The 13,208-nt window shown below is 47.3% G+C and carries 16 protein-coding genes; 2 read left to right on the plus strand and 14 right to left on the minus strand.

Annotated features, from left to right (window positions below):
* Window positions 1-213: 213 nt before the first annotated feature.
* The 13 genes from COW20_06295 to COW20_06355 form a co-directional block, all read right to left on the minus strand.
* Window positions 214-924, minus strand: coding sequence for a hypothetical protein (locus COW20_06295; GenBank protein ID PIW49294.1), 711 nt, complete (start codon window positions 922-924; stop codon window positions 214-216).
* Entirely contained in the window at window positions 921-1,430 is a 510-nt protein-coding gene (locus COW20_06300) for a hypothetical protein (protein PIW49295.1), read from the minus strand. Before COW20_06300 ends, COW20_06295 begins: the two co-directional genes overlap by 4 nt.
* A gap of 212 nt (window positions 1,431-1,642) precedes the next feature.
* A complete protein-coding gene (locus COW20_06305) occupies window positions 1,643-4,975 on the minus strand; it encodes a DEAD/DEAH box helicase (GenBank protein PIW49296.1) in 3,333 nt (1,110 codons plus the stop codon).
* 102 nt (window positions 4,976-5,077) lie between these two features.
* Entirely contained in the window at window positions 5,078-5,671 is a 594-nt protein-coding gene (locus tag COW20_06310; GenBank protein ID PIW49297.1) for a hypothetical protein, read from the minus strand.
* A gap of 168 nt (window positions 5,672-5,839) precedes the next feature.
* Entirely contained in the window at window positions 5,840-6,289 is a 450-nt protein-coding gene (locus COW20_06315) for a VapC toxin family PIN domain ribonuclease (GenBank protein PIW49298.1), read from the minus strand.
* The gene (locus COW20_06320; GenBank protein ID PIW49299.1) at window positions 6,286-6,573 is read right to left on the minus strand and encodes a hypothetical protein; all 288 of its coding nucleotides are present in this window, start codon (window positions 6,571-6,573) and stop codon (window positions 6,286-6,288) included. Before COW20_06320 ends, COW20_06315 begins: the two co-directional genes overlap by 4 nt.
* Before the next feature lie 186 nt (window positions 6,574-6,759).
* Window positions 6,760-6,978, minus strand: coding sequence for a hypothetical protein (locus tag COW20_06325; protein PIW49300.1), 219 nt, complete (start codon window positions 6,976-6,978; stop codon window positions 6,760-6,762).
* A 157-nt stretch (window positions 6,979-7,135) separates the two neighbouring features.
* Complete coding sequence (locus COW20_06330; protein ID PIW49301.1) at window positions 7,136-7,540, minus strand: VapC toxin family PIN domain ribonuclease; 405 nt, start codon at window positions 7,538-7,540, stop codon at window positions 7,136-7,138.
* Window positions 7,540-7,755, minus strand: a complete 216-nt coding sequence (locus COW20_06335; protein ID PIW49302.1) for a hypothetical protein — start codon at window positions 7,753-7,755, stop codon at window positions 7,540-7,542. The genes COW20_06330 and COW20_06335 overlap by 1 nt, the downstream gene beginning before the upstream one ends.
* 45 nt (window positions 7,756-7,800) lie before the next feature.
* The gene (locus COW20_06340) at window positions 7,801-9,039 is read right to left on the minus strand and encodes a restriction endonuclease subunit S (GenBank protein PIW49303.1); all 1,239 of its coding nucleotides are present in this window, start codon (window positions 9,037-9,039) and stop codon (window positions 7,801-7,803) included.
* 115 nt (window positions 9,040-9,154) lie between these two features.
* Window positions 9,155-9,562, minus strand: coding sequence for a nucleic acid-binding protein (locus COW20_06345; protein ID PIW49304.1), 408 nt, complete (start codon window positions 9,560-9,562; stop codon window positions 9,155-9,157).
* Window positions 9,559-9,777, minus strand: a complete 219-nt coding sequence (locus COW20_06350) for a hypothetical protein (protein PIW49305.1) — start codon at window positions 9,775-9,777, stop codon at window positions 9,559-9,561. Before COW20_06350 ends, COW20_06345 begins: the two co-directional genes overlap by 4 nt.
* Window positions 9,778-9,809: 32 nt before the next feature.
* The gene (locus COW20_06355) at window positions 9,810-10,196 is read right to left on the minus strand and encodes an XRE family transcriptional regulator (protein PIW49306.1); all 387 of its coding nucleotides are present in this window, start codon (window positions 10,194-10,196) and stop codon (window positions 9,810-9,812) included.
* A 247-nt stretch (window positions 10,197-10,443) separates the two neighbouring features.
* Here COW20_06355 and COW20_06360 point away from each other — a divergent pair, with 247 nt between their 5' ends.
* Window positions 10,444-11,361, plus strand: coding sequence for a DNA-binding protein (locus tag COW20_06360; protein ID PIW49307.1), 918 nt, complete (start codon window positions 10,444-10,446; stop codon window positions 11,359-11,361).
* A 3-nt stretch (window positions 11,362-11,364) separates the two neighbouring features.
* Here the strand turns inward: COW20_06360 and COW20_06365 are convergent, their stop codons facing one another.
* Window positions 11,365-12,834, minus strand: coding sequence for a DNA methyltransferase (locus COW20_06365; protein PIW49308.1), 1,470 nt, complete (start codon window positions 12,832-12,834; stop codon window positions 11,365-11,367).
* Between the two features lie 159 nt (window positions 12,835-12,993).
* Between COW20_06365 and COW20_06370 the strand changes: the two genes are divergently transcribed.
* A partial coding sequence (locus tag COW20_06370; protein PIW49309.1) for a hypothetical protein occupies window positions 12,994-13,208 on the plus strand: 215 nt, incomplete at its 3' end.

Genomic DNA, 13,208 nt, shown 5'->3' on the forward strand with positions numbered 1-13,208 from the left:
AAATTGTTCAAGAAATGTTGGTAAGTGACACCTACGGTATTCCACTTGGTATCAAGCAGCGGTGGATTTCTATCTACTCAAAGACACCAACCGAGTATTATTTGAGATTCCTGGACAGCCAAAACAATGTTTAATTGAGGGCTGCTCAATGTAGGATTAAAATGTGCGGCGAAGCCCGTACGATTTTGTCTGTTGGCCATTTCGTTTCTAGTTTCAGTCATCTGCAAGATTGATAATTTCTTGAATTCTTTTGATGATAAGTGGATGACGAGCCTGACTGGCTACATCTCCTGGCAGGCTCCATTGGATAGCATCAGAAAAATCCACTTCATTTACAAACTTTGTGAATTGTTCTGCGAGATACATTTTCAGCTCGCCAGAGGATGCCCTGACTTCTTCTACCAATTCAGCCCGACCATTCAGAACCATAATGACGTCTTCGATATCATGGCTGACAAGAAAATCCCCTTGACCTCTACTCAGAAAGGCTTCGGTCTTGGTTGCAAGGAAGTAGGGTGGTGAAACGACCCGAATCGTGAGATTGTCTGTAAGCGCAACCTGAAACCAGTTCTCTACCGCAGCCGGATACCATCGATTGGAGAATCCCAATACTTCAGGCTTCACAGGCATCAGATCGACGACAGTCTCTCCTATGAGCCAGCGGCATATCGGATCTCCCTCTTCTGCCCGAGGCGAGAAGCCATGCGCTCTAATTTCACGCTCTATCTCGCCGTAAGCGATTTTCGATGCAACTTCAACAATGATATCTACATCCTTAGTCGGACGAATATCTTGTTTCACCTTGTCTGTCACCATCAGTTCCGTCGTCGCGCCGCCAACAAACACGATTTGGTCGAGCAACCATTCGAGGTGGGTTGCGACATCGATGAGCATAGAGATATTCGATCGCATGGGCTCTCTCATTCTCTGAGCCGATGCCGAAGTTGTTCAGCCGCATAATCACGCTCTCTTGCCCGTCCATCCCTGATGGCATCGACCAACACTAACAGTTCATACAGCTTTTCATCACCCTGCACAGCCGCTGGGACAGACTTGAACAGAGGGGAGAATGCGTATCCGCTTGTCTCACCGTCAGGAGATGGCCAAACGGGAGGTAAATCATCACCCTGGAAAATCCAGCCCTTCAGAGGATTTGCCGCATAGGCTGTAGGGATCCCTCTGGTAGGCCCTCCTTTTTCAGGTGGGTAGGCATATTTGACGCCATGAATCAGAAATTCTTCGAGAGCCCTTCGAACGGGGCGTTTAGTTTCGGGATTGAAGAGGCGGGCCGCCGTGGCGCGCTTCAGACCGTCATGAACCTCTGCTACGCTCATTTTCAATGCCTTTGCAAGCCCTGCATAGGACCAGGCTTGGTCCTTGAGGACACTGAGCTTTAGAAGGACGAGAACATCTTGAGGTTTCAGAATCATGTTTATATGCTATTCGCGAATAGCGAATAAGTCAATAGGTTCGTGATTCAAGTTCAAAAGCCTTTGGGAGGAGAGTATCTTCACTGCTCGGCAGCGAAGTCTGCTGAGCGGGGATTCCTTGCCAACTCCGGGTCGAGGAACGTTCCGCCCTTAACCTGCGCGGTGAAGCGGCGTCTGGTTGATAGTGGTGGTTGGCCATGGGTGGCATCCATTTAACCCATTTGCAGGCGCGCATTGAGTTGGTCGATCTTCTTTACCATGCTTTGAATGACTCCGATTTTGCCATCAAAAAGGGAAGCCAGATCGCCGTGATCGTTGAAGGGCGAGTCATTCAGCTTCTGCTTTTCGAGTGAGCCATTGACCATGACATGATCGACCACCAGATTCACGAAGGCGATTTGTTGCGTATTCAGCGAGTTGTCAGATAGGAATTCGCTGAAGAGTTCCAGGGCGGCAGAACGATCCAGTCCGACAAGGCGAGCGACCAGTTTGAGCAAGGGCTCGTCTTTGAATTCTTTTTCATACTCTTCTTTGGTGCCCAGTTCCTGCCAGAGTACTTTTTCGAGATAGCTGAGATCTTGTGGGGTCAATTCTTTGTTGTGGCGCAGTTTATGGATCGGCAGGTCATCGGTATGCGCCTTGAGATAGGCATTGACCTTGGCCCGGTAGGATCGGAAATCATAGCCTCCATAGAAGGCTTCATTCTCGCGCACTTCCAGCTTGGTATCTAGGAAGTGGGTATAGTAGATTTCCTGACTCGAGCGTTCGATCAGATCGAGCAAATCCCGCAGAGCCACGCGCACGGATTCATGTTCAAAGAGATCAGCTTCGACCCAATAAACCGGCTCTTGAATCCGGGTGATGATAGGGGCCTGACGTTTGACCTTTTCAAGATGGCCTTTGGCGGCCAGGGCTTCGCCTGTTTCGACCAGTCTTTGCCGCTGTTGCGGTTTGGGCGCGCCTTGCAGGGTTTCCAGCATGATGCTGTACATCAGGTAGTCAAAGCGTTTGGCCAGTTCCTGTTCTTCGGAAGGCTGGACCAGTGGGGCAATATGTTTTTCCAGCTCTGCGATCATCGTATCGGTGATGTTGTCCCAGGCTGATTGCTGGTTATAGCGGTGCAGGTATTCGATCCGCAGGCGGCTGGCGAAGTGATTCTCATTGATGGCGCAGACTTCGGTATACAGGGACGTGATCAAGGCTGTGCGGAAGGCTTGATATTCCGTGCTCTGGTATTTGAGATGCTGCAAAGCCTGCGCAATACAGGCGCGCACGCCAAAGAGCTGTTCGGTCAGGGATTTGATGGCCCGGCCTTCGGAGAGATTTTTTTCGGTGCGGAAATATTCAAAGTTGCCGCAATAGTCAAAGATGCGGAATGCTTGTTTATCGTCGCCGATGCCAAAAAGATCGGGGCAAAGACGGGTGCCTCGTCCGATCATCTGCCAGAATTTGGCTTTGGAGCGTACTTTTTTAAAAAAGACCAGATTGACCAATTCAGGAATGTCGATGCCGGTATCGAGCATGTCTACCGAAATCGCAATCTGGGGGAATTTGTCTTTGCTGGCGAAGTCATCGAGCACCGAATCGACGTATTTGATGCCGTTGTAGATGCACTCGGCGGTTTTGCCAGAACTGCTGGGGTAGAGTAGATTGAAGCGTTCCAGAATCGCATCAGCGTGTTTGGTGTTGGCAGCAAAAATTATGGTTTTGCCAATGCGATCCCCACCCTGCACTTTGATGCCGTCGTTCATCAGGTCTTGCAACACCGTGTCGATGGTATTGGAATTAAACAAATAGGCGTTCAGGGCGCTGCTGTCGATGGTGTCGCAGCCCTCATCAAAGGTGTCTTCCCATTCTTCTTTTTCTTGTTCAGACAGCTCGTCATAGACAATGCCCTGCTCCAGAAATTTCATTTTGGTTTCGTGGGAGGTGTAAGACACCAGAAAGCCTTCTTCAACGGCATCCACCAGCTCATAGGCATAGGTCGGCACATTGTTTTCGAGTTCAAACAGGGCATAGGTATTGTGGTCGATATCGGTTTTGGGCGTGGCCGTCAGGCCCACCAGAAAGCCATCGAAATAGGTGAAGATGTCCTGGTATTTTTTGTAGATTGAGCGGTGGGCTTCGTCGATGATAATCAGGTCAAAGTGGCCGGGCGTAAACAGGACAGAGCCATCTTTGGATTTGGTTTTGTCGATGGCATTCATCATGGTCGGGTAAGTCGAGAAGACCATGCGGCTGTCGGGGCTGTCTTTGGAATCGAGCAGATTGCAGATCGAGAGGCTGGGCAGCAGGGCGGCAAAGTTCTTCTTGGCCTGTTTGACCAGTTCGCGCCGATCCGCCAAAAAGAGCACGTTCTTGATCCAGTTCTGGCGAGTCAATACATCCACCAGCGAGATCGCGGTTCGGGTTTTTCCGGTGCCAGTGGCCATCACCAGCAGGGCGCGGCGGTGGCCCTGACTGAGGGTCTCACAGACGGCCTGAATGGCGGTTTTCTGGTAGTGGCGATTGGCGATGCTGTTATTGATGACCGCTGTGTTCAGGGGCTGCTTCTGGGCCTGCCGCTGACGGAACCAGGCACATTCAGCCGGGGTAAAAAAGCCAGAGACCTGACGGGCGGGGTAATTGGCATCGTCCCAGAAATAGGTGCTGAAGCCATTGGTATAAAAGATAAACGGACGCACCCCGTGCATTTGTTCCAGGCAATCGGCATAAATCCTGGCCTGAATTTTGCCTTTTTTGGGATCTACACTGGTTTTTTTTGCTTCGACCACGGCCACGGGCAGGCCGTTTTCGCCATAGAGCACATAGTCCACATAGCCGATCCCTGAAGGGCTTGGCATTCCTGTGACTTCGACCTCTTCGAGCCAATTGGAGCCGAGGGCCCAGCCGGTCATTTCGAGCATCAGGTCGATATAGATTTTGCGGGTCTTGAACTCGCTGATGTCGTCCGGTTTAAAGTCACGGGCCTGGGTATTTTCTTCACGTTTTTTGCTAAATTCTTCGCGGGTTTCCTGGGCTTTGAGCAGTTCTTTGAGGGCTTTGTCCTTGGCCTCTAACTCGGCCTGCATCCGTTCAAGTTCCTGCTGCATTTTGACGGTGCGGCTTTCGGACAGTTCTTTATCCGGCAGCAGGGCGGGATCAAAGGGCGCTTCGTGGATCTCATCTGAATAAGAGTAGTCGATCCAGGCGATAAAGACATACAGGCAGTGCAGGGCTTCGGTGGCCTGTTCGCGCGAAAGCGCGCGGGCCGTATGGGCAGCCTTGTTGCCGAGGGTGACAATGAACTTGAGCAAGGGAAAGAGCTGGCTGTCGAGAATCGATTTGAAGGTGTGGTCGTGGATCAGGGCCGAGAGATTGTCCTGATAGGGCACGTTCAGATCACTGTCGTAGGCATAGACCCATTTGACGGCCAGTTCCAGCGCCCGCCGGGTCTGCATAGCCGAGGTGGCATACGAAACCGACATTGAGTTTTCAGCGTCGATGCACGCTTCAGCAAAATCACAAAAGAGAGGTTTCTCCCGCAGAAATTCAAAATTGCTCATGCTCAGCCCAGCTCTGGTTCCTATTCATTTTCTCTATTTTAGCGGATTTTTCAGATGCGTGATTTCTGTTATGGGGTGTAACAGAATTTCAAATGGCAAACATTAGAACAAATCATCGGATTCCCATTTCATTGGGTTGTTTTTGATGTATTGTCTGATTCGATGCAATGCCCGTTCGTCGCGGATGATATGGTCGTAATAATTGCGTTGCCAAACGGTCTGAATATCGGTGTTTTGGTGGGCCCATTTTGTGACACCGATTTTAAATCCCCGTACGATGGAACCAATTGTATTTGATGTGCCGCGTGGTTGTGGGGGTAGGGGCGAATAATTATTCGCCCCTACGGTTGCATACGTCACACGATTTCCGCCATCCCCGGCATCAATGGCGATGATTCCATGAACATGGTTTGGCATCACCACATATTCATCCAATGTTGCATGTGGGAAATGGTTGGGAATTTCCCCCCAATATTGGTGAACCCTTTGACCCAATGGATTCAATAACATGACACCATTCATAATGTCACCAAATAATCGTTTGCGGTTCTGGGTGCAAATGGTAATAAAATACGACCCCGGACGGGTGTAATCATATTCCTTTAACCGGATCGATTGGCGATTGTGTTTTTCTGGATTGTATTGGGATTGGCGGGGCTGTTTTGGGCCGCCTTGGGGATAAAAATCACGTGACATATACAGACCTCGGGGCGTATTGGCTATTTTAACCAGTATGCCCCTGACCGGCTAAAATCTCCATGAACACTTGCCTAACACCCTATCCAAACGCCACCTGCATTAATGCATTGAAATTCTGTTCCAACTCGCGCAGACTGGCGGTCAGGGACTGCTTGAGAAGGTTTATCATTCATACTCAAAGTCTTGCAGGCACAAAACTTCAATACTTTGAACTCTTTTTAACTGAATATCATTGGTCAAAAAGGCATCGCAGTCTACATGCTGTGCTGTGGCAATTTGCAGAGCGTCGGTTAGTGTCAAATTGTATTGCACACGCAACTCTGCCGCCTGATGCCCGATGATTTCGTTGATCTCAACAAACTGTGTATTCTCGGCATGAATAATCAATGATCGAAAAGTCTCAATGAAAGGTAATTGATTCAATCGAATGGGAAAGATCAAACATTCAGCCAAAGTGATCGGAGAGGTAACTGCAGATAAGAGACCTTGATCGATGGCCTCAAAAATGGGATTTGCGCGTGAAAAATAGGTTGTATTTTGTTCCACATAATAGATAATCGGCGCTGTATCCAAAAACACTTTTTGAATTGAGGCCAATTTCGCTTTTATGTTCATGATGTATGTGGGATAGGTCTGTCTGCTTCCTGGCGTTGGCGGGAAACCCAATTTTGGGCATCTTCTCCCATGAGGGGAGAGACAACACTACCGGCAATTTCTTTCCACTTCCGATTGGGAGCATTTTGTCTTTGTTTCAGCCGCTGAATAAAATCAATCACTTCGGCCTGTTTATCTGGTGACAAAGAGTGAAAATCGTTGATTAAATTGTTGTCTTGAAACATTTTTTTCACCTCTTTTATGATTATACCCCAAGAGCTGGGCTCGTTTTCTTCATCCTCCAAACGCGTCCTGCATCAAAGCCTGAAAATGCTGCTCCAACTCGCGCAGGCTGGCCGTCATGAATTGCTTGAGGGATTTGATCTGCTAGACACGGTCAGTGAAGGTTTGCTGGAGATCGGCCCTCATCAGCATACGCTTTCAAAAATCCATCCAAACGATAAACAGATTGGTATCCCAAAAGACTTTACTCACCAATCAGCTCTTAAATCAGCGACGTATTGATCAGGATCTGTATCCTGCCAGATTTCTGCCCCCAGGCCATGGAAACCTTCTGCTGCCTTCAAACTGCGTTCCACTGCACCCGTTCTTTCTTGACGCACTTTTTTCTGGCGCAAATAGCCCATAAAATCAGCCACTTCCTGCTGCATCTCGGTGGAGAGTTCCGCGATTTCTTCTGCCAGGCTCATAGAGGAATCTCCTGATTTTACTTTGTTCAATATACTGATTATAGCTGAACCCCAGCCTATAAATAAACCTAGCCAAAGGCCTCTTGCATCAGCGCATTGAAGTTCTGCTCCAGCTCGCGCATGCTGGCGGTCATAGACTGCTGGTCGGTTCCATGAATTATGGTTCTTCGAGCCAATCTTCAATTTGCAAACCTGGAACTCTTGAGAACTCACGGGTATTGTGGGTGACCAAAATCATCTGATTGGCTCGCGCAATGGCTGCGATTTGCAAATCATAAGGCCCTATGGGTGTTGCCTGTTTGGCGAGATGGGCACGAATATCTCCAAAGTGACGGGCTGCCTCTCCATCAAAGGGAAACGAGTCAACCAACTTAAAAAGTTGCTCTAATTTTTCGAGATTTTGTTGAACACGCTCACTTTTATAAGCACCATAGAGGAGTTCTGCTTTGACAATATCACAAAGTCTTAGCTGCTTTGGATCAAGATGGGCAATCTTTTGGTGAAGTGGGTTTGCTTGCGGTGACAGATATTGAATCCAGATATTGGTGTCTAATAGCCACATTACTCCAGTTCCAATCGCTGTTCGTACTCTCCTTGTGGTTCACGCTCTAATGAGCCCGACCAGCTTCCTGCCAATGATGCCAGCGAAAGCTTTTCTTCAGATATAGACGGCTGATCGACAAGCAAAAAAATGACTTCTGTTCGCTTATGTTTCACTTCAGGCGGAACAGGGATAAAATCACCTGGGTCTTCAACAATTTGTCGCAGGGCAAACATAGTGGCCTCTTTGAACGGATTTTCTACAATTGTATCATACGGTTTTTACCCAAAGGCTTCCTGCATCAAGGCCTGAAAATTCTGCTCCAGCTCGCGCAGACTGGCCTGCATCTGCTGCTTGAGGGCTTCGATCTGCTGCACCCGGTCGGCGAAGGCTTGCTGGAGGGGGAGGGGGGGAATTGGGATTAGAAGATCTTTGATTTGAGAAAACTCGATGTTGTCAGCAGTAACAGCACGAACTTTACCTAACAGAACCGGTTGAAAGAAGTTAAAAATATAAAGTAAAAACTCCGCTTTTAAAAGGTCTTTTTTGGGCACAAAAGCTTTCATATCTTGATTAAGAGTAACAGGAACAGTATTGATCGCAACAGGAAGTTTATTTTTTAGAATACCACTTCGTATAACCATTAAAACAGAGCCTGTTTTTATCAATTTTGCTGAACTTGAAGAAATAGCATTTTCGGTTATTTTATCAATACTGTTATTTATCCATATAACTTTCATATCTTTGGGTGTTACCCAGGGAATCAAGCCGGTGTAATAGTCTGGATTGCTCTTTGATGGAGTACCACCCCCCATGATAGAGCTACAGACAGAACTAACAGACTTCACCTCCCACCCCTTCTCATTTTTCACCGGGTCACCAAACATCTCATAAAACAGCGACTGCACCAGCGCGTCCATCAGCGTGAGCTGTTCTTTGCGCTGGTCGATGAGCCGCTGGGCCTGGTCGAGGCGGGCCACGATGCGCTGCTGTTCGGGCAGCGGGGGGAGGGGGATTTCGAGGGACCTTAGAACATCAAGAGTTACCCCCTGCACTGTTGCACCTTTTCCCCTTGATTCAATGTAATTGGCTCGGGAAAATAGCGAATAGACAAGAAAATCTCTCGATAGAAGCGATTCATCTTTTATCAAAACTGCTTTTAAATCCTGATTTATTGCGACATCAACAGAACAGACGGCTACCTTACCTAATGCCATACGGGTTGGAATGATAATCGTCCCAGCCTTAATCAAATTTGAAGCAGAATTTTTTAGACCTAATTCAGTAATTGATTCTTGAGCAGAATCAATTTTAAATGTCTTAAAATCTTTGACCGAAACCCAGGGAATTGAGCCATCCCAAAAATCTGGATTTGAGCGATCAGGTGTTCCACCCCCAGTGAATGTACAAACATCCCCCAAATTCACTATCGGCCACCGAAGCTTTCCAGCCACTGCCGCTTCCTGAGCGGAGTCGAAGGAAGCCGTTTCCTCCAGGTCAGGAATCGTCAATTGTTCCATAGTGTGTGTCATGGTGCTTCTTCTCTCTGGGCAAACAACTCGCCCCATTCATGCAGTTTCTGTTTGAGCAAGGCTTTGGGTATCATCTTTGTTTAGTACTTCGTCAATTCTAGAGTTAAGGTAATTTTTGAAATCCCGCTTGGGAAAAATGTTTATCAAAGCTCAATGCGGTCTCTATGTTCAGATCTTCCATCACCAAAAAAGACAGACAGTCGGTCAAAGAATAGCCTTTGTCGTGATGTTTTTGAAAATAGAGCCAGGCTTTTTGAAACAAAGGTTCTTCGACTTGAATCAGGTTGATAGAGGGGCTGCTTAACAAATTATTTCCGATTTCTACTGCCTTTGAATGAAAACCACGACTATTAAAAAAAGTCACAATTTCATCAAACACATAAGAAGTGGTCACCAGTGTGGGTTGGCCAGAAACAAGATTTTTCCAATGATTCAGAGCCGTCTGATGGTTTTGATCGCTTGCAATTTCCAGAGCAATCATATACCCAGTGTCAAGAAAGAGGACACTCATGAATGATAAAGATAAACATCATGGTTTTCAGAAGCATCAGTCAGATCGTCTGAGACGGGATTTTTTCCAAACATAAAGATGGGATCAGAAGCGTCAGTCTGAATCACAGTGTTTGTTTGCTTGGCTTTGAGCCGCTGAATAAAATCAATCACTTCTGCCTGCTTGTCAGAAGGCAAAGCATGAAATTCATCAAGTAATTGTTTGTCTTGCATCATGGGCTTGATCCTCTCAATTGATTATACTACTCCTAAATCTCAGCCAATAATTCCGGGTGTTTCTCGACGAGTTTAAGCAACTTGACAACAGGCGCTGGTGGGTTCGTTTCACCCCGTTCATAGCGTGAGAAAGCGACTTTGCCAACGCCAAATTTAGCTGCAAGTTCAGTCTGAGTCAGTTTGAGTTTTTTACGAATACGACGGATCTCTTCACTGACATTGCCTTTCACAGAACGAATCAAAGCCGTCTGGGCTTCGGTGTAACGGCGATAACTCTCCGCAGACCAGACACCTTCCTCACATTGTTGGCACTGCATCAATTCCATCCCGTGCAAGGTCAGTGATTGCCCTGCATAGCTCAGGGTTTCATCTATTGTCTGAACTGATATGTTTTGAGAACCACATTTTGGGCATTTCATAAAAACATATTAATCAAATTGATTAATTAAGTCAATTTGATTAATTTATCAATCTCCCCTTCAGCGCCTCAATCCCCTACTGAATCTCGTTTTTCAGCTCTGATGCCTTGCCACGAACCTTTCCCACTATATTTAAATATGATGATGTACTTCATAGTGTTTTTCATGCCCTTGGATTCCATCTGTTTTATTGTTATGATGAATGTAATAAGACCCGCCAAGGCTAGGTGCGCAAGCACTCCTCAAAGTGGCGGGTTACTGTTTTAAGGCCGAAATGAAACAATTTACAAAGCCATCACTCACCCTTGATGAACAAATAGTACTGCTTGAAAAGCGTGGCTTGATAATATCTGACCGCAAAGAAGCCCTATTTTATCTTTCTCACCTAAATTATTACAGGTTAAGAGCCTATTGGATGCTCTTTGAGGAGGATTCAGTCAACCATCATTTTAAACAGAACACGCAGTTTGAAGACATTGTCAAACTGTATATCTTTGATCGTGAATTGCGGTTGTTGATGCTTGATGCACTTGAACGAATTGAGGTATCAGTACGTTCTCAATGGGCATATCAATTAAGTGTTTATGGGGGCGCACATGCCCATATCGACCCAATTTATGCAAAAAGACGTGACCTTTGGCAAAGTGATATTGAGCGGCTAAAAATAGAAGTCGATCGCGCAAAAGATCGAGAGGCTTTTATAAAACATTTTAGTGAAACTTATGAAGAAGAATTACCGCCCATTTGGGCTATTTGTGAGATCATGTCTTTGGGTTCACTCTCTCGGTGGTTTCAGAATCTAAAACCGAATCCAGTTAGAAAAAAAATCGCGAAAACATTTAAAGTCCATGAATCTGTGCTTGAATCATGGCTGCACCATCTTACAGTCATTAGAAATATTTCAGCTCATCATGGCCGCTTATGGAATCGTCGTTTTACAGTAATACCAGCAAAACCAGAATCCTATCCCAAAATACTCGTCAATGAATTCAATTCCTCGCGCAAAATCTATAATTCACTCTTACTTTTGATCCATTTGATGGACTGCGTTTCGCCGCAACACCATTGGAAGGCAAAACTCAAAGACTTAGTGAAACAATCCCCAAACTATCTTGACCGAATGGGTTTTCCACAGAACTGGGAATCGCGCGATATATGGGCATAAATATTACACCAACATCCCCCGAAGCGCCTCAATCCCCTGCTGAATCTCGCTTTCCAATTCCGCCACTTTGCCCAGAATCACCGCCGGGCTTTCATAACTCACGCTCTCATACACCAGCTCTTTGTAGCGGTTGATCGAGAGGTCATAGCCCTTTTCCACGATCTCAGCCTTGGGCACCAGAAAAGACTTCTCAGTGCGCGCCCGCCCTTTTTCTTGCTCAAGATTCGCAAAACGGGCCACAATATCAGGGATATCGTTGTCGCCGATTTCCTGCCGTTTGTCATCGAGTGAGTAGCCATCAGCGGTCATGTCGTAGAACCAGACCTGATCAGTGCCACCCGTTCCGGTTTTGTCGAAGATCATGATGCCTGTGCTGACTCCGGCATAGGGCTTAAACACCCCCGAAGGCATTGAAATAATCGCTTTGAGATGGTGGTTCTCGACAATCTCTTTGCGGATCGCCACATGGGCACCCGAAGAGCCGAAGAGCACGCCATCGGGGACAATTGCAGCACATCGGCCGCCCTTCTTCAGCATCCGCAGCATCAGCGCCAGAAACAGCAATTCGGTCTTTTTGGTTTTGGTGACCTTGAGCAAATCGGCACTGACGGATTCGTAATCCAGCGAGCCTTTGAAGGGCGGATTCGCCAGAATCAAGGTGTATTTTTCACGGTCGGTATTTTGATCCGAGAGCGAATCGCGGTATTCAATCGCGGGGTTCTCGACCCCGTGCAGCATCATGTTCATGGCCCCGATGCGCAACATGGTGCGGTCCATGTCAAAGCCGTGGAACATCCCACTGTTAAAATGGGCTTTGCTATCGGCTTTGTGCAGGTCTTTGGAATGGGTTTCGTGGTGTCGCAGATATTCACAGGCCGCCACCAGAAAGCCCGACGTGCCAGCAGCCGGATCGACAATCACATCCTGCAAGGTGGGCTGCATCAGCTCAACCATCATCGCGATAATGTGGCGCGGGGTGCGGAACTGGCCGTTGGTGCCAGCGGTAGCGACCTTGGAGAGCAGGTATTCGTAGAGATCGCCTTTGGCGTCTTTGCCTGAGAGATCGAGCGCATCAATGGCTGTGACGACCTTTTCGAGCATGGCCGGGGTGGGAATCAGAAACAGGGCATCGCTCATGTATTTGGAAAAGCCAGAGTTTTTGTCGTCGTGCAGGTTTTTGATAAAGGCAAACACACCGTTGAGCGGGTCGGTAAACAGGCCAAACATTTCATCCGCGCCCTTGTGCTTGAAGTTCGACCAGCGCAATTGCTGACTGGATTCAGGAAAAATACGTTCCGGGGTCAGGCCGGTGATGGCGGCATTGCGCTCAAGCTGCAACTGGCGATCATCGAGCCCTTTGATGAAGAGCAGGTAAGTGAACTGCTCAATGACAGTCAGTGGGTTGGTAATGCCGCCTGTCCAGAAGGTTTCCCAGATTTTGTCGATTTTGTTCTTGAGTTCGCCGGTGATCATGTTGTGCTCTCTGTCCTGTATTGCATTTGCTTGGATTGCCCTTGAGCCTTGTTGGGTAGGATGGCAGTCAGCTCAGTATAACCTGTAGTTTCGGAGATTTTGAAATTCCAAAGAAGAGGGCGTACTCTGTAAAGTGACTAAACTATTGGAGAACGCCCAATGGAAATTATACCCGAATTTTTGAATCAGTTTTCCGGAAATTTCACACGTCCCGCTTTCAAGTATTTTGTACGCTTGATGAAAGGATTTTTAGAAGTGCCTGGGCCAAAAGCCATAGCAGAGCTGAATCGTGAGAAACCACCCCAAGAGCATTTCAGCTCTATTTACGATTTTCTGAACCGTTATGCTTGGCTTTCTCAAGACCTGGCAGACAC

Source organism: bacterium (Candidatus Blackallbacteria) CG13_big_fil_rev_8_21_14_2_50_49_14, from assembly GCA_002783405.1.
Taxonomy (GTDB): domain Bacteria; phylum Cyanobacteriota; class Sericytochromatia; order UBA7694; family UBA7694.

Excerpts from the sequence above, each read along its gene's own strand:
- COW20_06335 (PIW49302.1), bottom strand. The coding sequence starts at position 7,755 with ATGTTTGCCCTGCGACAAATTGTTGAAGACCCAGGTGATTTTATCCCT.
- COW20_06330 (PIW49301.1), bottom strand. The coding sequence starts at position 7,540 with ATGTGGCTATTAGACACCAATATCTGGATTCAATATCTGTCACCGCAA.
- COW20_06355 (PIW49306.1), bottom strand. The coding sequence starts at position 10,196 with ATGAAATGCCCAAAATGTGGTTCTCAAAACATATCAGTTCAGACAATA.
- COW20_06305 (PIW49296.1), bottom strand. The coding sequence starts at position 4,975 with ATGAGCAATTTTGAATTTCTGCGGGAGAAACCTCTCTTTTGTGATTTT.
- COW20_06325 (PIW49300.1), bottom strand. The coding sequence starts at position 6,978 with ATGAGCCTGGCAGAAGAAATCGCGGAACTCTCCACCGAGATGCAGCAG.
- COW20_06300 (PIW49295.1), bottom strand. The coding sequence starts at position 1,430 with ATGATTCTGAAACCTCAAGATGTTCTCGTCCTTCTAAAGCTCAGTGTC.
- COW20_06345 (PIW49304.1), bottom strand. The coding sequence starts at position 9,562 with ATGAGTGTCCTCTTTCTTGACACTGGGTATATGATTGCTCTGGAAATT.
- COW20_06365 (PIW49308.1), bottom strand. The coding sequence starts at position 12,834 with ATGATCACCGGCGAACTCAAGAACAAAATCGACAAAATCTGGGAAACC.
- COW20_06350 (PIW49305.1), bottom strand. The coding sequence starts at position 9,777 with ATGATGCAAGACAAACAATTACTTGATGAATTTCATGCTTTGCCTTCT.
- COW20_06295 (PIW49294.1), bottom strand. The coding sequence starts at position 924 with ATGAGAGAGCCCATGCGATCGAATATCTCTATGCTCATCGATGTCGCA.
- COW20_06315 (PIW49298.1), bottom strand. The coding sequence starts at position 6,289 with ATGAACATAAAAGCGAAATTGGCCTCAATTCAAAAAGTGTTTTTGGAT.
- COW20_06310 (PIW49297.1), bottom strand. The coding sequence starts at position 5,671 with ATGTCACGTGATTTTTATCCCCAAGGCGGCCCAAAACAGCCCCGCCAA.
- COW20_06340 (PIW49303.1), bottom strand. The coding sequence starts at position 9,039 with ATGGAACAATTGACGATTCCTGACCTGGAGGAAACGGCTTCCTTCGAC.